Consider the following 19,682-nt stretch of genomic DNA (forward strand, 5'->3'; position numbering starts at 1 on the left):
CAGATTTTTCGCTGCGCTCAACAACTCGTGCAAATCTGCCGGCACAATAGTCTTGTTGATATATGCCGCTTGTAGGACAGCCTGCGCAAAGAATGGGGCGTGGCTTATCCGTCGGACAAGCTATAATGTAAATCCTCAAATCTTAATTGGCTTGCGCCGAACTTCATTTCTCCATTCTCAATTCTCCATTCTCAATTATTCTTCGTATTTTTGCAGATATAACAACTTTGCCATAAACAGATATGCAGAATAAGAAGAAACGAGTTTTTCATATAGTGTCGCATTTCGATGTGGGCGGAGCCGAGAGAGTGGCCGTGAACATTGCCAAGTCGCAGACTGAAGGCTTTGAATATCACGTGGTGGAACTGATACGCGCACACTCGGCGTTCACCAAGGTGTTTATAAAGGAACTCGAGGACGCGGGGATAAAATATCATCGGGGGCTGGTGCCAGAGGTGCATTTTCATTATCTGTTTGAGCGTCTCGCCGCAGTTACCTTTCCGCTGTGGTTTATCTTTCTGTTTCTGAGATACCGCCCTGCCGTGATACACAGCCACACCGAGATGCCCGACCTTGCCGTATATTCGTTCTTCAAGATGTTCCCGACGCTGCTCAGAGGCTGCAAGGTGGTGCGCACAATACACAACACGCAGCTGTGGACAGGACTGAAAAAGACCGGGATGAAGGTGGAGAAATTCTTTATACGCAACAACTCAAACATAGCCATATCTGTAGCCGTGCGCGACAACTACACGGCAGAATATCATCAGACTGCACCTATTATATATAATGGTGTGGCTCCGTCGACGCAGAAACCGTTTGACGGAATTGTTGAAGGCAAGAAGAACATTCTGTTTGCCGGACGGCTCGAACCACAGAAAGGCATCGACGTGCTCGTGGAGATTATCTGCAGACTGAGCGGCGACGGCCGTTTCTTCTTCCACGTAGTGGGCGACGGCAGCATGCACGCCTTTGTGCAAAGCAAGCTCGGCGGACTGCCCAACGTGAGTCTGCGCGGCCCTATACACGGACTGCCGGCATATCTGTCATCGTTCGACTATCTGCTCATGCCGTCGGTGTTTGAAGGTCTGAGCATAATGTCGCTCGAGGCAAGCATGGAGGCACTGCCCGTGATAGCCAACAGCTGCCCCGGACTGCGCGACACCCTGCCCGACGACTGGCCGCTGAAGGTGAGCGGCAACAGCATCGACGCCTACATGCACATATTCAACGACATTGTGGCAAAGGAAGACAAAGACAAGTTAGGCCGCATCGCCCGCGACTTTGCCGCCGCAAAATTCGGCGTAAGACAGATGCAGACAAGCTACGAAAAGGTGTACGGCTGACCTGATGACGCCATGCAGGCCTCAACGCCTGCACCAACAGGCACATAACGCCCGGCAGGACGGCCCATGTTAAGCTACTTTTTACAAAGCCATGCGGCAAAAACATAAAAAAGCATTACCTTTGCATCAAACTGATTTACGCGGAAAAGATATGAAACGAATTACCGACATAGCCGAACTGCGCAAGGTGCAGACGGGCATACTCGACGACATACACAGATTCTGCACTGCCAACGGCATAATGTATTTTCTGTCGTGCGGCACTCTTATAGGAGCCGTGCGCCACAAGGGATACATACCATGGGACGACGACCTCGACCTGTATATGCCGAGAAAAGACTACGACAGATTTGTGAAACTCTATACTGACGCAGGCGGACGCTACCGCGTGCTCGACCCGAAGAAGGAGAAAAACTACTTCTACACATTTGCAAAGGTGGTAGACACACGCACGCTGCTCGTTGAGACAGAAACAGAAGGATACCAGATTGGCGTTTATGTAGACATATTCCCAGTAGACTACGTCAGCGACAACGAGGCCGAAAGGCACCGCATATTCAAGCGCAAGCGGCTGCTGTATAAGATAAGGCGATGCAAAATTTCAAAGAGAAACTATCTGAAGTCGGCACTGGCCTACTATTGCTACAAGATGCTGCCCGTAACCGTGGGCATGCTAAACGGCATGATTGAGCGCATGGTGGTAAGACGGGAGCCTACAAACACCGTTGCCAACATGACCGAAGCCGGGCCGTCGGTAAAGGGATGCATGCCGGCAAAGGACATAGAGGGCGACGTTGACATTGAGTTTGAGGGAAAAATGTATAAGACCATGGCAGGATATAAAGACTATCTGAGCCGCACCTACGGCGACTATATGAAGCTGCCGCCCGTGGACCAGCGCGTAACCCACAGCTTCGAGGCTTACTGGACCGACGGCAACGAGCCGAAAGACGGCGAATAGCATCAAGAAAAAGAAAAAACGATTTAGACACAATAGAAAAGAAAAGCCGGGCAATGGTCATTGTCCGGCTTTTCTTGTATTGTCGCAACTGACACCTGGTCATGAAATCTTGCTCATTCCCCACTCGTAAACCTTGTCAATAACCGGACAAGGTATATGTTTTTCTTTTGCCAGATTGCGTATTATGGCAAGTCCGTAGGGAAAGTCCTCGGTGAAATATCTGCTCGAAAAATCGGGAACATAGCCCCCGTCGACCTTCTTCATTGGCGACGGTATGCCCTTGAAGGCTTCTATGGAGCGCAGCTTTGCCGCAAGAGAGGCGGCGTCGGTGCTCTCGTAATATTCGAGCACGCCGGGAATGCATCCGGGCGAAACGGGAAGCACACGGAGCAGCAGGCTAAGCTCGTTGTCCATGGCGATATAAATGGCTGCCGCCTCTTCGGTCCATTCCTCATAGAACATGCTGTTGCGGCTGTAGACATCACCCGGCTTCCAGTCTTTCCACATGCTGTAAAGGCGCGAGGGATGGAGCAGCGGATTGCTGTTGGTGAGACTCACCTCATACATATTGTCAAGAAGAGTTACAGGAGTGGCCATGAGGCGCTCTATGTCGCTACGCAGCTGTTCGGGATGCTCCACGTTGTCCGTGCCCATGCTCAGCGACTTTTTATACCCAAGGAGCGACGCCCTGTGGCCATACTCCGAGGTGCGGGCTATGAAGGGCACGCGCTGAAAGCCGAAAAGAGGTGTGCCGGAAGGCAGCAGGCGCCTGGCATGGAAATAAAAGCCCGTGCTCGACACGATGCTGCCCACAACCGTGGAGGCAGAGAGATGCGGACATATTTCGCTGAGCGTAGACTCTATCGAAAAGCCGGGAAGGCAGAGCAGAACGATGTCGGCACCGGGCACCACCTCGGCGGCATCGGCCGACACGCAGGCCAGACGGCCCTCGAGCGTGCCACGGTCAGGAGTGTCGACAAGCAAGGTTTCGCCCCACTGAGCCGGGCGGCGCGTAAGTATTCTCACTTCATCGGTGCCGGCTGCGGCAATAAATCCGGCTGTTACATGTCCGAGGTTTCCACCTCCGCAGATACATATTTTCATGTCGTGCGTATTGTTGTGTTATTGTTTGTCTAAAGCCAGCAGTGCATCCACAAGCCTGTCGTTGTCGGCCGTGTCTCTCACTGATATCCTGACAAAGTTCTTGCCCTCAAGGAAGGTTTTAGTGTTGCAGTCTTTTATCATTATATTAAACTGCGCCAGGAGCTTCTTTGCCAGTTCGTGCGACGTGAACTTGCCAAGCACCTCACAGCAGAAATAGTTGGCCTGCGACGGCAGCACACGCATGTAAGACACTGTCTGCAAGCGCTTCATGAAACGTGCCCGTTCGCTAATAAACTTATGGCAGGCTTGGGTGTAGTCAGCCTGATATTTGTTGAATATCTGCATGTAGAACTCGGCAAACGAATTGATGTTCCAGATGCTTACATCCTTCTTCACACGGCTGATAAGCTGCTCGTCGGCAGACGCCATTATGCCAAGGCGAAGACCCGGCACACCGTATGACTTGGATATGCTCTTGATGACAACAAGGCGGGGATTGTCCTCGAGCGTTGAGTTGCGCAGCAGCGTGTTATGCTCAAAGTCATCGCTGAAGTCGACAAACGACTCGTCAACAACGAGCCTTATGCCCTGCCCGGCACACCAGCGGCTAAGGCGCAGTACATCGTCTGCCGGAATGAAGTTGCCTGAAGGATTGTCGGGATTGATAAGCAGAAGACTCTTTATGCCGCTGCCTTCGAAGAAACGCATAAGGTCGTCGGCGGTATAAGACAGGTCATTGTTGTCGGGATAAAACGCCACGATGTCGTCCTTACTGAGGCGGTGGGGATATTCCTCAAACGTAGGGAACACCACGCCCGTAAGTCCTTCCGACTGCTCCATGAGGCTCTTGATAAGCTCTGCCGCACCGTTGCCCACAACGACAAACTGCTGCCTGATGCCGAAATACTTGCCGGCCAGCAGCGAGTTGACATACATGCCCGACGGATATTCGCGCATGAGCGTGTCAAAGTTGGCCTTCATCTCCTCGGTTAGCTGCTCGGGCGGGAAGTAAGGGTTGACAAGATAGCAGAAGTCGAGCATCTTCGGGAAGCGCCAATGACCGCCGTAGCGGTAGTTATAGCGGCGCATCATCTCCTCGTCCTCGGCAAAGAGCGTCTCAGCAATGTCAAGGTCCTGCACGTCGTCAATCTCATACCATTTCTCGTTTCCAACAGGAAGCGCCTTAAGGTTAGAATTGTCGAGCAGCGTTATCACGCGCAGCACCTGCTCATAATATTCGTTGTTGCCCAAGGCCTTGCAGTAAGCATCGAGGAAAGGAACATACTGACGGCACGAAAACTCACGGCTGAACTTATAGATGTTTACCGTTTTATAGTAATCATCGACATCCTCAAACCTGAAAGCCTTCTTCGGGACAAAGTTCACGATATTGCGTTCCTTGTCTATCCTTACCATCGTTCCGTCCATCCACGACTCATATTTAGCCACAAGTGCAAGATTGGGATGCGGATCGTTCAATATCATGGGCAGCATGCGGTCGGAGAAAATAAGGTCGGACTCTATAAGCAGCGTATCATCCTGCTGCAGCTGCTCCTTGGCCAGCGAAAGCGAATAAATATTGTTTGTCTTGTTATATATAGGATTCTCCACATACTCTATGTTGAGCCTGCCGTCGTACCTGTTGCCTATATGGGCCTTTAGTTCACTGCCCTTATATCCCACAACGATAACCACGCGCCGCAAGTCAAGACGCGCAAGCTGTCCGAGCATACGGTCAATCAGTTTCACGCCGTTGACCTCTACCATACATTTAGTGTTGTTCTTGGTGTATTCGCCAAGTCTGCGCCCAAGTCCGGCCGCAAGGATTATTGCCTGCATAACAAATAGTCTTAAAAATTTGGATATCCGGCAGAAGTTTCAAGTGCCGCAGCACCATCAGACCCGCTTACATATTCAGCATGTAAACAACGCCTAAGCCCAAAGCTGCACATTCTGCCGCCACAATCTGATTATCTTTCTGTCGGCAAAGATAATGAAAGGTGAGAGCAAAGCAAAATAAAAAACATAGTTTTTTTACTTTTTGCTTAGCCGAACCGCATCTTATCTTATGAAAAGATAATGAAAGGTGAGAGCAAAGCAAAATAAAAAACACAGTTTTTTTTACTTTTTGCTTGGCCGAGCCGCATTTATTCTGCTGAAAAGGCATCAGGTTTTACGCTATGCGACGCCCATCGGTAGTTAAACTAAGTTAATTAAATATAATACAACACATTCAACGCCCTTCCCTGCGAACGAGTTATAATAAAAATATGTACCTTTGCAGTCCGATTATTAAGGGGATAACTCTTAGAACCCCGGAACGGAGTGTTAATAGTCGTACTTTTGGCCGAGTGCGACGGTTAGTGAATCGCCGTTCAAGCAATAATGAATTTAAAAACGTTTTTTAGTAGTAATTTTAAAATTAAAAATGAACACTTTAAGTTACAAAACTATTTCCGCAAATAAGGAAACAGCAAAGAAAGAGTGGGTTGTTATCGACGCCACAGACCAGGTAGTTGGCCGTCTTTGCTCTAAGGTTGCCAAGATTCTGCGTGGAAAGTACAAACCTAACTTCACTCCTCACGTAGACTGTGGTGACAATGTTATCATCATCAATGCCGCTAAGGTGGTATTCACTGGCAAGAAAGAAACCGACAAGGTGTACACCCGTTATACTGGTTATCCTGGCGGACAGCGTTTCAACACTCCTGCCGAGCTGCGCAAGCGCAAGGACGGTGCAGACAAGATTATCCGTCACGCAGTTAAAGGCATGCTGCCCAAAGGCCGTCTCGGACGTCATATCTTGAACAATCTTTATATATTCGATGGCACAGAGCACGATATGCAGGCTCAGCAGCCAAAAGCAATTGATATTAACCAGTATAAATAATTAAGCAATAATGGAAGTAGTTAATGCAATAGGTCGCCGTAAAAGTGCCGTGGCACGTGTTTACGTAAGCGAAGGTACAGGCAAAATTACAATAAACAAGAAAGACATTACAGAATATTTCCCATCAGCTATTCTGCAGTATGTTGTTAAGCAGCCTCTGCAGCTCCTTGACGTAGCTGAGAAATATGATATAAAGGTGAACCTCGATGGTGGTGGTTTCACAGGTCAGAGCCAGGCTCTGCGCCTCGCCATTGCACGCGCACTCGTTAAGATTAACGAGGAAGACAAGAAGAATCTGAAAGATCACGGATTCCTTACTCGTGACGCACGTGCCGTTGAGCGTAAGAAACCGGGTCGTCCGAAGGCTCGCCGTCGCTTCCAGTTCAGTAAGCGTTAATATCTGGCGGAAACTGTTCCTAAAGATAAAGGCATGCCTGTGGAAGCGTCGTCACAAGGCTTTATTTACCTTGTGTACGGCGAAGCCCCAAGTCTGCCGACTGAACATTGTTTAGCATCTAAACCGATAAGACCCGCCGCAACGGCGATAATCGGAAAGCGCTCATGGTCATGCCGCGGTGCTAATGCCGCAGTGCGGTTACCTGTCGGTTGGTTCTAACAAAACTAAAAAGAAAGTAAACAAAACAATTAAAAAGAAAAGAAAATGTCAAGAACAAATTTTGATATGTTATTGCAGGCTGGCTGCCACTTTGGCCACCTGAAACGTAAGTGGAATCCCGCAATGGCTCCTTATATCTTCATGGAGCGCAACGGCATCCACATCATCGACCTTCACAAGACTGTAGCCAAGATCGACGAGGCTGCAGACGCACTGAAGCAGATTGCCAAGTCAGGAAAGAAAATCCTGTTCGTTGCTACTAAAAAACAGACAAAGGACGTTGTAGCTGAGAAGGCTGCGTCTGTAAACATGCCTTACGTTATCGAGCGCTGGCCGGGCGGTATGCTCACCAACTTCCCGACAATCCGCAAGGCTGTTAAGAAGATGGCCAACATCGACAAACTGATGAACGACGGAACTTACTCAAATCTCTCTAAGCGTGAGATTCTGCAGATCACACGTCAGCGCGCTAAGCTCGAGAAGAACCTCGGCTCTATTGCTGACCTGACTCGTCTGCCTTCAGCTCTGTTCGTTATCGACGTTATGAAAGAGGCTATCGCAGTTAAAGAGGCTAACCGCCTGGGTATTCCTGTATTTGCAATCGTTGACACCAACTCTGATCCTAAGGATGTTGACTTCATGATTCCTGCTAACGACGACGCAAAAGACAGCGTTGAGGTTATCCTGAACGCTTGCTGCGCTGCTATCGCAGAGGGTCTTGAGGAGCGCAAGGTAGAGAAGGCTGACGAGAAAGCTGCAAAAGAGCAGGCTGAGGCTAACGCTATAGAGGACAAACCGAAGCGCGCACGCAAGGCTCGCAAGGATGCTCCTGCTAAAGAGGAAGAGGCTGCTAAGGCTGAAGAAACAGCTGAAGAGGCTCCCGCTGAGGCTTAATATCTGATTTTAACTAACTTAAAATAGAAAATACGAATTATGGCTGTATCAATAGCTGATATACAGAAAATCCGCAAGATGACCGGTGCCGGTCTTGCAGATTGCAAAAAAGCCCTCACAGACGCTGAAGGCGACTTTGACAAGGCAGTACAAATCATCCGTGAGAAGGGTCAGGCTATCGCTGCTAAACGTAGCGACCGCGAGACATCTAACGGCTGTGTACTCGTTAAGGCTGACAATGGTTTCTCTGCCATGATAGCCCTGAAGTGCGAGACCGACTTCGTTGCTAACGGTAAAGACTTCATCGCTCTGACACAGAGCATCCTTGATGCTGCCGTTGCTGCCAAGGCTAAGACTCTTGACGAAGTTAAGGCTCTGCCTCTGAACGGAAGCACTGTTCAGGACGAGGTTATCGCACGCTCTGGTATCACAGGCGAGAAGACCGAACTTGACGGATATCTCTATCTCGAAGGCGACAACGTGTCTGTTTATGACCACATGAACAAGCACTTGCTCTGCACAATGGTTCAGACTAACAAGCCGGCTGAAGAGCAGGCTCACGCTGTTGCTATGCAGGTAGCAGCTATGAACCCTGTTGCTCTCGACGAGGCAAGCGTTCCTCAGGAAGTTAAAGACACTGAGCTGACTGTTGCTATCGAGAAGACAAAAGAGGAGCAGATCAACAAGGCTGTAGAGGCTGCCCTGAAGAAGGCTGGCTTCAATCTCTACATCGCTGAGAACGAGGAGCACATCGCTGAGGGTATTGCTAAAGGCAACATCACAGAGGCTCAGGCTGAAGAGATACGCAAGATAAAGAAAGAAACAGCTGAGCAGAAGGCTGCCAACATGCCCGAGCAGATGGTTCAGAACATCGCTAAGGGCCGTATGGCTAAGTTCTACAAGGATTCTTGCCTGCTCAACCAGGAGTTCATCCAGGACAGCAAGCAGACTGTTGCTCAGTATCTGCAGGCTGCCGACAAGGAGCTCACAGTTGTTGCTTTCAAGCGTTTCACACTCCGTGCTGAATAATCCTTAAAGCAAAACAATAAACAAAAAGCTGTCTCAAACATTTTGGGGCAGTTTTTTTTATGCCTTGTTACATATACACGAAGACATGGAGAATAAATCAGGAATCCTGCCTATAAGTATATGCAATAAAAGTTTCTGAATAAGCTCATCACTCGTCACATCTGTCTTTAATAAACTGAATGATAGACACATACAGCGTGACGTGTTGCCTTGTTAAACTCGTCACACCGGTACAAGCCAGAAATTAGTTGAAGATAAGCCTGAAGATAGTCAGTCGGTTAGCCCTGTCGGTAACAAGAGAGATAAAGCCGTTGCTCACACGCATTATCTGTCTGGATATAGAAAGCCCTATGCCGCTGCCTTCTTTCTTTGTCGTGAAGAAAGGCACAAATATGTGAGAGGCCACATCGTCGGGTATCATCGGGCCGTCATCTATTACGTCTATCACCACGGTGTCGTTCTCGCCGGTGTAAGCCTTCATCCATATATGCCCACCGGCAGGTACTGCCTCGGCGGCATTTTTCAGCAGATTAGACACCACCCTGCTTATAAGTCCCTCATCGGCATATACAATAAGATCGCCCGGAAGCACGTCGGCCTCAACAGTGCAGCCGTCTTTAAGATACTGTCTGGCAAGACTCGCCATCCGCTCAAGAAACGGCTTAACGTAAAAGAGCGTAGGCTGCGGCGCAGGAACATGGGTAAATCGGCGGTAGTTCTCAACAAACCTGACCAGTTCCTTGCTCGTGCGGTTAATTACCGAAAGTCCCTCATGCTGTTCGCCTTCCGAATGGCGCAGCAGCGTATCACTGAGCGACACAATAGGCGTTACGGTATTCATGATTTCGTGAGTAAGCACACGTATAAGCTTAACCCACGAGTCGATTTCCTGATTGGCAAGCTCGCCCTTGATGTCGCTGAAGGCAACAATCCTCACACGGCGCCCTTTCAAAAATGTGTTGGTCTCGCGCGATGAGAAGTTTTTCATCGTCTCCTTTATCTGGTCGACGTGCGTTATCACCTCACGCTGCAGAAGTTTCTGTGCAGCACGGTTGTAGCGGAGCACCACCCCACGGCCTTCCTCAACCACGATAATGCCCGTGTCGACAGAATCAAGTATAAGTTCAAAGTATTTCTCTCGCTCCATCTGCTCGTCGCGCGCATGCATCAGTATGTCCTTCACCCGGTTCAGCGACCTGTTAAGCACTCTGTCGCCTGCCGCCTTGTCGCCCTCGGCAAAGCGGAAGCTATAGTCGCCGTTGTCGATAGCGTTGAAAAGGAAGGTTACCTTTCTGACTGTCGACCTGTAGCGCCGCCAGAAATACAGACAGCCTGCGGCCGCAACGACGGCAAACAGGAGCAGAAGAGCAACATCAAAGTCCATACTTCTTTATTTTGTTATACAATGTCTGGCGCGACACGCCAAGCCTCGACGCCACCTGCGACAGGTTGCCGTCACACTCGCGTATTGTCTTTTCTATCAGCCGGCTCTCCATCTCGCCTATTGTCTGCACGCCTTCCATAGGTTTCTCCGCAACAGACGCGCTGCCGCTTATGTCCTGCTCGCCTATCTCCCTGCCGTCGCTCAATATCACGGCCTTCTCTATTGCGTGCTGCAGTTCGCGGATGTTGCCATACCACGGCATATCCTTTATTTTCTGTTCGGCAGCCGGCGTAAGCTCCATTGCGGGCTTGTTATACATTGCCGCATACCTGTTGAGGAAGAGGCGTGCCAGCGCCGGAATGTCTTCTCTACGCTCACGGAGCGAGGGCAGATGCAGATGTATCGTGTTGATGCGGTAGAGCAAGTCCTCGCGAAACTCGCCCTTAGTCACCATATCGCTGAGGTCGCGGTTTGTGGCGCATATCAGTCTGACGTCGATAGGTATAGGCACACTGCCGCCCACGCGCACAATGCTGCGGCGCTGCAGGGCCGTCAGCAGCTTTGCCTGCAATGCGTAGCTCAGGTTGCCTATCTCGTCGAGAAACAGCGTGCCGCCTTCAGCCAGTTCAAACTTGCCTGCCTTGTCTGCCTTGGCGTCGGTGAATGCCCCTTTGACATGGCCGAACAGCTCGCTCTCAAACAGCGTCTCGCTCACGGCTCCCATGTCTATCGTCATCAGACTCTTGCCGCTACGGTGCGACAGACGGTGAATCTCGTTGGTCAGCACCTCCTTGCCCGTGCCGTTCTCGCCGGTTATCAGTATGTTGGCGTCGGTCGCTGCCACCTTAGTTACCATAAGTCTGAGTTCCTGCATGCACGGAGCCACACCCCAGTACATGCCGCTCTCGCCGCTGCCGGCATCAGAGCCGCCGGCCGACTTGCTGCACGCCTCCTTCAGCGTGGCTATCAGCTTGTCGTTGTCAAACGGCTTTACGATGAAGTCAGTGGCGCCCGCCTTAATCCCGCTCACGGCCAGTTCGATGTCGGCATACGCCGTAAACAGCACCACCTTGGCCTGCGGACGCATCTTCTTGATTTGTCCGAGCCAATAAAGTCCCTCGTTGCCGCTGTTTATTCCGCTCTGAAAGTTCATGTCGAGCAGCACCACGTCGGGCTTGTCCTCACGCAGGTGCGCCGGAATATTGTTCGGATTGGCTATGGCGACAATATGCTCAAAGGTGTTCTCGAGCAGCATCTTCACGGTGGTCAGGATGTTGCGGTTGTCGTCTACAATAAGTATTGTTCCCTGTTTCATTTCAATGCAAAGATAGGTTGTATAACCGACAAAAGCAAGAGTGTGTAAAGTTTTTGGACACTAAATTTTCAGATATTCACAAATAATATTACTATATGCCACCTTCATGCCCCATCACACGCACAGCCATACGGCTCGCGGCACGGCTAAAAGCAGCAAGACAGCCTGCATAAAGCCATTTTCCGGCCTCAACCGTGTCTGTTGTCTAATTTTTATACGCCAGTGTCTAATTTTTGGACACTCACAAAAACACGGATTTGCAGTATCTACCTGATATACTGCAACATAGGTATTTTGGCACGGTTTTGGCAATGATAATGGTGTATGAATATGAAAATTGCCATAATTACTCTCGCACTTGCCGCCCCTGGGGCTGCCGGCGCACAACAGGAATGGTCGCTCGACCGCTGCGTCAGCTATGCCATTGAGCATGCTACCGAAGTGGGACGCGAGCGCATAGAGCAGAAACAGGCCCTGACGGAATACCGCACCTCGCTGCTCGACTTCCTGCCAAGCGTCTCGGCCCAGGTGAGCGGACAGTACAACTGGGGACGAAACATCGACCCGGAGACCAACACATATAACAATGTTACTACATTCAACAACGGATATCAGATAAGTGCGTCGCTGCCCGTGGTTGACTGGGGGCACACATGGAACGCGTTCCGCAAGGCCCGCATAACCAAGAACACGGCTGCCACGGCGCTGCAGAAGGCTAAGGACGACAAGGCCATAGACGTGATGCAGAAGTTTGTCGACGCCGTGTATGCCATCAAGTCGATAGAACTTACCGACAGAAAGCTTGCCGACTCGAAGGCTCTGCTGGCAAAGACGCGCAGACTGTACGAACTGGGCGAGAAGAGCCGGCCGGACGTGGTGCAGATGGAGAGTCAGGTGGCTGAGGACGACTACAACCTGCTGCACCAGAAGAACCTGGCACGCACCGCCCTTATTGCCCTGAAGACGGCTATGAACTATCCTGCCGCCGACTCGCTCAGCCCCGACTGCTCGATGGCTGCGCTTACGTCGCAGATGCCCTCAAGTCTCACGGTGGACAGCATGGCGCTGAGCGGCAAGCCCGACATAATAATGGCAGAAGCCAACGTCGAGAAGGCAAGACTCGAATGGAAAATAAGACGTGCCGACCTGCTGCCGCAGCTGTCGCTGGGTGCCGGCGTATCAACCAACTACTACATAAATCTCTCTCAACATCAGGACAGACTGCCGTTCAGGTCGCAGTTTCGCAACAACTTGGGCGAGTATGTCTACCTTACACTGTCTATCCCCATCTTCTCTCCTTCCACATGGAGCTCGGTAAAGCGTGCCAAGGCCGACTATCAGCTCGCCATGCTCGACGCACAGGACGCGCGGCGCAAGCTGAACGACGCCGCCCTGCAGGCCGTAACCGACTATGAGGGCTACCAGAAGGAAGTGAGACAGATGGAGAAGAAGGTGGCTGCCGACTCGCTGGCCTACCGCCTGTCTTACCGCAAATATGAGGAAGGCATGCTCTCTACGTTCGACATACACGAGGCGGCACAGACTTATCTCGAAAGCAGCATAACGCTGCTGCAGCTGAGAATGCTGCTCGCCATAAGGCAGAAACTCGTAAGATACTACATAAACAACGAACCGCTATGGACATTAAACTGAAACAGAAGAAATACTGGATTCCCAAAAAATACTGGCTGTGGGCCGGCGGAGGCGCACTTATAATAGTGCTGCTGATATGGCTCGCCACGATGAACTTCACGTCGACGCTGCGTGTAGACCGCCGCGGCCTCAGCATAGGCAAGGTAAGCAAGGCACAGTTTGACGACTACGTGAGCGTAGACGGCAGCGTGGTGCCCATACAGGTGGTGCAGATATCGTCGGAAGAAGGCGGCGTGGTGCTCGAAAAGGTGAAGGAGGAAGGCACACACGTGAGCAAGGGCGACGTTATAATACGCCTCAACAACTCTAACCTCGACCTCGAGATACTCAACGCAGAGAGCGAACTGGCTGAGAAGCAGAACATGCTGCGCAGCACGCGCCTGTCGATGGAGCAGGACCGGCTTAACAACAGCAACGAGGCACTGCAGCTGAGCATGGACGTAAAGACAAAGCGCAGGGCATACAACCACCAGGCGGCGCTGCAGAAGGAGGAGCTTAACTCGCGCGAAGACTATCTGAAGGCTAAGGAGGAATATGAGCTGGCGGTGCAGAAGGAGAAGCTGATAAGGCAGCGGCTCAAAAAGACCAACGAGCTTAACCGCTCGCAGGTGGAGCAGATGGCTTCAGACCTGGCGTCGATGCGCAAGAACGTTGAGTTGGTGCGCGAGCGCAAGGCAAGGCTCAACGTGCGCTCTACAATAGACGGCGAGATTGGTCTGCTGGACGTAGAACTGGGCCAGAGCATATCGCCGGGACAGAAGATAGGCGTCATCAACGACCTGAGCGACTACAAGGTGGAGGCACAGGTGGACGAGCACTACATCGACCGCGTGCATGCCGGACTGTCGGCCACATTCGAGCAGAACGGCAAGACATACCGCCTGACCGTGCGCAAGGTGTATCCGGAGGTGCGCGAAGGTCGCTTCAAGATAGACTTCACCTTCAGCGGCTCGCGTCCGAAGAACATACGCACGGGACAGACCTACTATGTCGACCTGCAACTTGGCGAGTCGAAAAAGGCAATAATCATACCCAAAGGCACGTTTTACAGCGTGACGGGAGGCTCGTGGATATTCGTTCTCGACAAAGACGGTCGCAAGGCATACAGGCGCAAGATACGCATAGGGCGGCAGAATCCGCAATATTATGAGGTGCTTGAGGGCCTCGAACCAGGCGAGCAGGTGATAGTGAGCGGATATGAGGGCTATAAGAACAACGAAATACTCGTGCTCGAATAATCACGCCAAACCTGAGATGCCGGCAGAATGAGCCGTGTCTGACATCGGAAAAGATACATTACGGCAACCGTCAGATGTAAATATATTTCGCGTTGGCAACAGTGCCGCAAGACAACAGCCGCAAAGGCGTAATGCAAAAGGTGGCCTTTCGCACTGCAAAACATGGTCTTTCAGGCTGTAAAAAGGCACCTTTCAGAGGCTAAAAGACGGTCTTTTGCAATGCCTCACATAACCTTTTGATTATCAATCGGTTATAAGTCAACAAACCAAATGCGGCAAACAGCACAGAAAAGGGCTGCAAGGCGCACGAAAAATGAAACATAATAACAGCATAAAATATGAGCAACTTTAACCTTAAAAGCTATTTCACGTTCCTTTCGAGGAACAAGACATACACGGCTGTGAACGTGTTCGGACTGGCCGTAAGCCTGACATTCGTCATCATCATCGGACTGTACACGTGGCAGGAGTTCTATATCGACCGCCAGCACAGCAAGGCAAAGCGCATTTACAACATAGGCCTCAACATGGACGACGGCACATGGCGAACAGCCAACTGCCACCACGCCGTGCTGCGATACCTGCGCTCACGGTATCCTGAAATAGAACAGACGTGCGGCTTCACAGCAGGAAGTCTGAAACTGAAAGATAACGGCAACTTTGTCAATCTAAATGTTCTCGAGGCAGACTCGACGTTCTTCTCAATGTTCGACTTCCCCTTACTGCAGGGCAATCGCACAAACTGCCTCAAACAAAAGGGCAATATCGTGCTGACGGAGAGTGCCGCACGCCGTCTGTTCGGCAACACTGCGGTAATAGGCCGCACGCTGACAACAGCCGAAAACAATCATTTCCGTGTTACAGGCGTGGTTAAAGACTTCGACAACACCATAATAGACAAGGATATACAGGGCGTAATCGACTTCTCATACACCACCAATATGGCAAACATGGACGAAAATTTTCCGCACATGGTCAACATAACCGGTGCGGCATCGTTCGTGCAGGTGCGTGAGGGCTGCGACTTCGCCGCAAAGCAGAAAGACGTGGACGCCTACTTCCAGACATTCTGGGAAGATAACCACCCTATCATAACACGCCTCGACAAACTGTATTTTTCAGGTCTTGATGCCTTTCTTATGCAAATGGGTAATCTTACATTGGTAAAGATACTGCTCGCCGTGGGCATTGCGATACTTCTATTTTCCATAATGAACTACGTCAACCTGACCGTGGCACAGAGCGGATACAGGGCACGCGAAATGGCCACCCGCCGCCTCTTCGGCTGCACCAGGGGCACCGTCGGCGTAAACATGTTCACCGAATCGTTGACTATGTGCGTCATCTCCATGCTCATAGCCGTGACGTTGGCCTGTGCGTGTGCGCCATACGCAAGCCAGCTGCTTGACACAAAGCTCGACCTCAGCCTGCTTGCAAGTCCGCTTACTGTCGGCATCATGGCGGCTTTCATCCTGTTGGTGAGCCTCGCCTCAGGTGTGCTTCCGGCAACAATACTGTCAAGGGTGAAGCCCATCGAGGTGGTGCGCGGCACGTTCCGCACACACACCAAGATGATATTCTCGCGCGTTTTCATAACGGTGCAGAACATTATAACCATAACCATGCTGGCATGCGCCATGATAATGTCGATGCAGATGCTGCATCTTACAAAGGCACCGCTGGGCTTCAACACCGAGAACATTATCTGCATAGAATATCCCGACAACTACTCCAGCCGGAATTCAGGCGAATTTGAAGACCGTCTGCGCTCGTTGCCGTTCGTCAAGGCAGTGGCTCCGTCATGCGGAACTCCGGCTACAGGCGGCAACAACAACACTGTAACGTTTGACGGGGAGAAACGCGAATGGTCGTTCCAGTTCATCAGCGGCACACCCGAAATGATGAAGATATACGGCCTTACGCTGAAAAACGACCTGCACGCCAAAGGCGACAGCATTGTATATCTTAACGACATGGCGATGAAGGCATTGCAGATGAAACCCACGGACAGACACCTTAGCAGCCGATACGAACAGATAAGGTATGGGTATTTCCGCAAGAATGCTGAATTCGGCGGCGTGCTCAACGAATTGCGCATACGCAACATTCTCGAAGAGCAGCACCCCCTGCTCGTACAGGCGTGCAACAACATACAGAATCCGTGGAACATCTCAATCCTCGTCAGCGGCGACCCCGTGGAGGCATATGCCAAGATAAAGGATGTATACAAGGAAGTGTTCCACGAAGACATCGACGAGTCCGCTTCGCCGTTCGTAGACAAGTATGTGCAGGCACGCTTCAAGCAGGAGTTGCGCACAACCAAAATCGTGTCGCTCTTCGCCTTCATAGCCATCATAATCTCGCTGCTCGGACTTGTGGCAATGTCTACATACTTCATACAGCAGCGCGCAAGAGAGATTGCCGTGCGCAAGGTGTTCGGCTCTACCGGCAACCAAATACGCCTGCGGCTGATACGCACGTTCATGCTCTACGTTGGCATCGCATTTGTCATAGCCGTGCCGATAGTGGTTCATTTCATGTCGAAATGGATCGAGCAATACAGCTACCGCATCGTATGGTGGCCGTGGATTGTTGCGGCAGGAGTAATCGTTATGCTTATAAGTCTGGCTGCCGTGGCTGTGCAGAGCTGGATGGCGAGCAACGAAAACCCCGTGAAGAACATCAGGCAGGAGTAAGAGTCACGGAAAGAACATCGTGAAAAAAAGCTTCGCCATGACCGGGAAACTCTGAAAAATGAACGGACAAGTATAAAATTTGTGTAACATAACAGATACAGGATATGAGCAACTTCAACCTTAAAAGCTATTTCACGTTCCTCTCGAGGAACAAGACATACACGGCTGTGAACGTATTCGGACTGGCCGTAAGCCTGACATTCGTCATCATCATCGGACTGTACACTTGGCAGGAGACAAGCATCGACCGCCAGCACAGCAAGGCAGACAGAATATATAACATAGGACTTGAGTTTATGGATGACAGCAGCCGGGTGATGGGTTGCCACCACGCGTCGCTGCGTAACCTGCGCATGCACTATCCGGAGATTGAAAACACATGCGGCATGGTGACAGGAAGCATAAAGGTCAGAGACCGCGACGATGTTCTGAACGTGAACACTATCAACACCGACTCGACGTTCTTCTCTATGTTCGACTTCAAGCTGCTGCGCGGCGACCGTGCCACCTGCCTTAGCAACAAGGGCAACATTGTGGTTACAGAACAGTTTGCGCACCGGTATTTCGGCACAGACGACGTACTGGGACGCACCATAATGACCACCGACTCGCTGCACTTCAGGGTTACGGGAGTGGTGCAAAACTTCGACAATACGATAATATCAAAGAACACAGATGCGCTTGTTGACTTTGCTTATGCCGAACGTGAAGGTGAAGGAAACATGGACAAATACTTTCCGGGACAGATAAACGTAACCAACTGTGCCTGCTTCGTGCAGGTGCGCGAAGGCTGCGACCTGATGCAGAAAGAAGCCGACATACAAAAGTTCTGGCCTACATTCTGGCCCTATGAGCCGGCAATGCCCCTACGGCCGTTCCTGACACCGCTCAACAAACTCTACTTCAACGACACGCCGGAGGTAAACGTCATGCAGTTTGGCAATATTAACATGGTAAGAATCCTGCTTGCCGTTGGACTGGTGATTCTGCTGTTCTCAATCATGAACTACATCAACCTGACCGTGGCGCAGTGCGGCTACCGCGCAAGAGAGATGGCCACGCGCCGCCTCTTCGGATGCAGCAGGGCCGGCATCAGCACCAACATGTTCAGCGAGTCGCTCACCATGTGTGCCTTTTCATGCATTATAGCCGCTGCAATGACCACCGCCACAGCCGGATTCGCAGGCCGCATAATCGGCAAGGACATAGACACAGGAATACTGGCCACACCATGGGCCATAGCCGCAATAGTGCTGTTTGTCGTTGCTGTAAGCCTGCTGGCAGGCATCATTCCGGCCACTGTGCTGTCAAGGGTAAAACCGATTGAGGTGGTGAGAGGTACGCTGACAAAACACACAAAGATGATTTTCTCGCGCATCTTCATAACAACCGAAAACCTGATTACGATAGTGCTGCTGTCGTGTGCACTTATAATGTCTATACAGATGCGGCATCTGCTGAATGCTCCGGTAGGATACAACAGGGAAAACATAATAAGCCTATTTGATCCGTGGAAGTTCAACGGCAACGACCTCACCGTATTTCTAGACAAAGTGCGCGAGCTGCCGTGTACAGAAAAAGCCACAGCCACCTGTGGATGTGCCGTATATGGAGGAAACAATACCGGAATAACTTTTGAAGGAGACAAGGCGCAGACGACCGTACACATATTCAACGTAACGCCGGAATTTATGGAGATATACGGCATAACGCCCAAAAACGGCAGTAAGATACAGTCGGGCAACACGCTGTATCTTAACGACCAGGCCCTGGAACTGCTGCACATGAAACCTACGGACACACACCTCAGCCGCAGATACAAAAGTACAAACTCCAACATGCTGCCTGCCGACGTAAGATACGGAGGAGTGATAAACAATTTTCATACGACAAATATTATGCAGCCGATAAGTCCGTATTTCATCTTCGTAAACGACAAGATTGAATATCCCTGGTATGTAACGATAAAGGTGAAAGGCGACATCGTTGACGCACTAAACGAAGTGAAGAAGGTTTATAAAGAAGTGTTTAAGGAAGAAATAAACGACAGCAGGCCTATGACTGTAACCGGCCAGATAGCAGAACTTTTTGAAAAAGACATCCGCACGTCTAAAATCGTGTCGCTCTTCGCCTTCATAGCCATCATAATCTCGCTGCTCGGACTTGTGGCAATGTCTACATACTTCATACAGCAGCGCGCAAGAGAGATTGCCGTGCGCAAGGTGTTCGGCTCTACCGGCAACCAAATACGCCTGCGGCTGATACGCACGTTCATGCTCTACGTTGGCATCGCATTTGTCATAGCCGTGCCGATAGTGGTTCATTTCATGTCGAAATGGATCGAGCAATACAGCTACCGCATCGTATGGTGGCCGTGGATTGTTGCGGCAGGAGTAATCGTTATGCTTATAAGTCGGCGGCAGGCGCAATCGTTATGCTTGTCAGCTTGGCTGCCGTGGCAGTGCAGAGCTGGATGGCGAGCAACGAGACCCCCGTGAAGAACATCAGGCAGGAATAAATCTCTACAACTGAAGACGATGCCTCTGGCAAATGTCC

14 protein-coding genes are annotated in these 19,682 nt (G+C 50.8%); 10 read left to right on the plus strand and 4 right to left on the minus strand.

What is annotated here, in order from left to right; genetic code table 11:
• Positions 1–242: 242 nt before the first annotated feature.
• Positions 243–1,346: a glycosyltransferase gene (locus QVO66_RS11970; protein ID WP_021855727.1), complete on the plus strand. Its 1,104-nt coding sequence runs from the start codon at positions 243–245 to the stop codon at positions 1,344–1,346.
• A gap of 151 nt (positions 1,347–1,497) precedes the next feature.
• Positions 1,498–2,307, plus strand: a complete 810-nt coding sequence (locus tag QVO66_RS11975; protein ID WP_021855728.1) for a LicD family protein — start codon at positions 1,498–1,500, stop codon at positions 2,305–2,307.
• A 99-nt stretch (positions 2,308–2,406) separates the two neighbouring features.
• Here the strand turns inward: QVO66_RS11975 and QVO66_RS11980 are convergent, their stop codons facing one another.
• Both QVO66_RS11980 and QVO66_RS11985 read right to left on the minus strand, forming a co-directional pair.
• Positions 2,407–3,411 carry an NAD/NADP octopine/nopaline dehydrogenase family protein gene (locus tag QVO66_RS11980; protein WP_021855729.1) on the minus strand — a complete coding sequence of 335 codons (1,005 nt, stop codon included), beginning with the start codon at positions 3,409–3,411 and terminating at the stop codon, positions 2,407–2,409.
• Between the two features lie 18 nt (positions 3,412–3,429).
• Positions 3,430–5,250: an aminotransferase class I/II-fold pyridoxal phosphate-dependent enzyme gene (locus QVO66_RS11985; RefSeq protein ID WP_021855730.1), complete on the minus strand. Its 1,821-nt coding sequence runs from the start codon at positions 5,248–5,250 to the stop codon at positions 3,430–3,432.
• A gap of 589 nt (positions 5,251–5,839) precedes the next feature.
• On the opposite strand from QVO66_RS11985, the gene rplM reads away from it, so the two are divergent.
• The 4 genes from rplM (at position 5,840) to tsf (ending at position 8,840) form a co-directional block, all read left to right on the plus strand.
• The gene (gene rplM / locus QVO66_RS11990) at positions 5,840–6,301 is read left to right on the plus strand and encodes a 50S ribosomal protein L13 (RefSeq protein ID WP_021855731.1); all 462 of its coding nucleotides are present in this window, start codon (positions 5,840–5,842) and stop codon (positions 6,299–6,301) included.
• 10 nt (positions 6,302–6,311) lie between these two features.
• Entirely contained in the window at positions 6,312–6,698 is a 387-nt protein-coding gene (rpsI, locus tag QVO66_RS11995) for a 30S ribosomal protein S9 (protein WP_021855732.1), read from the plus strand.
• A gap of 264 nt (positions 6,699–6,962) precedes the next feature.
• Positions 6,963–7,811 (plus strand): 30S ribosomal protein S2, encoded by an 849-nt coding sequence (rpsB, locus tag QVO66_RS12000; RefSeq protein WP_021855733.1) that lies wholly within the window; start codon positions 6,963–6,965, stop codon positions 7,809–7,811.
• Between the two features lie 39 nt (positions 7,812–7,850).
• The gene (gene tsf, locus QVO66_RS12005; RefSeq protein ID WP_021855734.1) at positions 7,851–8,840 is read left to right on the plus strand and encodes a translation elongation factor Ts; all 990 of its coding nucleotides are present in this window, start codon (positions 7,851–7,853) and stop codon (positions 8,838–8,840) included.
• A 244-nt stretch (positions 8,841–9,084) separates the two neighbouring features.
• Here tsf and QVO66_RS12010 read toward each other — a convergent pair whose 3' ends face one another.
• Both QVO66_RS12010 and QVO66_RS12015 read right to left on the minus strand, forming a co-directional pair.
• On the minus strand, positions 9,085–10,224 hold the full coding sequence (locus tag QVO66_RS12010) for a sensor histidine kinase (RefSeq protein WP_021855735.1): 1,140 nt from the start codon (positions 10,222–10,224) through the stop codon (positions 9,085–9,087).
• Complete coding sequence (locus QVO66_RS12015; RefSeq protein WP_021855736.1) at positions 10,214–11,539, minus strand: sigma-54-dependent transcriptional regulator; 1,326 nt, start codon at positions 11,537–11,539, stop codon at positions 10,214–10,216. Before QVO66_RS12015 ends, QVO66_RS12010 begins: the two co-directional genes overlap by 11 nt.
• A gap of 324 nt (positions 11,540–11,863) precedes the next feature.
• Between QVO66_RS12015 and QVO66_RS12020 the strand changes: the two genes are divergently transcribed.
• From QVO66_RS12020 to QVO66_RS12035, 4 genes are all read left to right on the plus strand, one after another.
• A complete protein-coding gene (locus tag QVO66_RS12020) occupies positions 11,864–13,192 on the plus strand; it encodes a TolC family protein (RefSeq protein ID WP_125104963.1) in 1,329 nt (442 codons plus the stop codon).
• A complete protein-coding gene (locus tag QVO66_RS12025) occupies positions 13,177–14,430 on the plus strand; it encodes an efflux RND transporter periplasmic adaptor subunit (protein WP_021855738.1) in 1,254 nt (417 codons plus the stop codon). The genes QVO66_RS12020 and QVO66_RS12025 overlap by 16 nt, the downstream gene beginning before the upstream one ends.
• A gap of 338 nt (positions 14,431–14,768) precedes the next feature.
• Positions 14,769–17,126, plus strand: a complete 2,358-nt coding sequence (locus tag QVO66_RS12030) for an ABC transporter permease (RefSeq protein WP_021855739.1) — start codon at positions 14,769–14,771, stop codon at positions 17,124–17,126.
• A 104-nt stretch (positions 17,127–17,230) separates the two neighbouring features.
• The gene (locus QVO66_RS12035; protein WP_021855740.1) at positions 17,231–19,624 is read left to right on the plus strand and encodes an ABC transporter permease; all 2,394 of its coding nucleotides are present in this window, start codon (positions 17,231–17,233) and stop codon (positions 19,622–19,624) included.
• Positions 19,625–19,682: the final 58 nt, after the last annotated feature.

The organism is Prevotella sp. CAG:255 (assembly GCF_000431195.1).
In the GTDB taxonomy this organism is placed as follows: domain Bacteria; phylum Bacteroidota; class Bacteroidia; order Bacteroidales; family Bacteroidaceae; genus Prevotella; species Prevotella rara.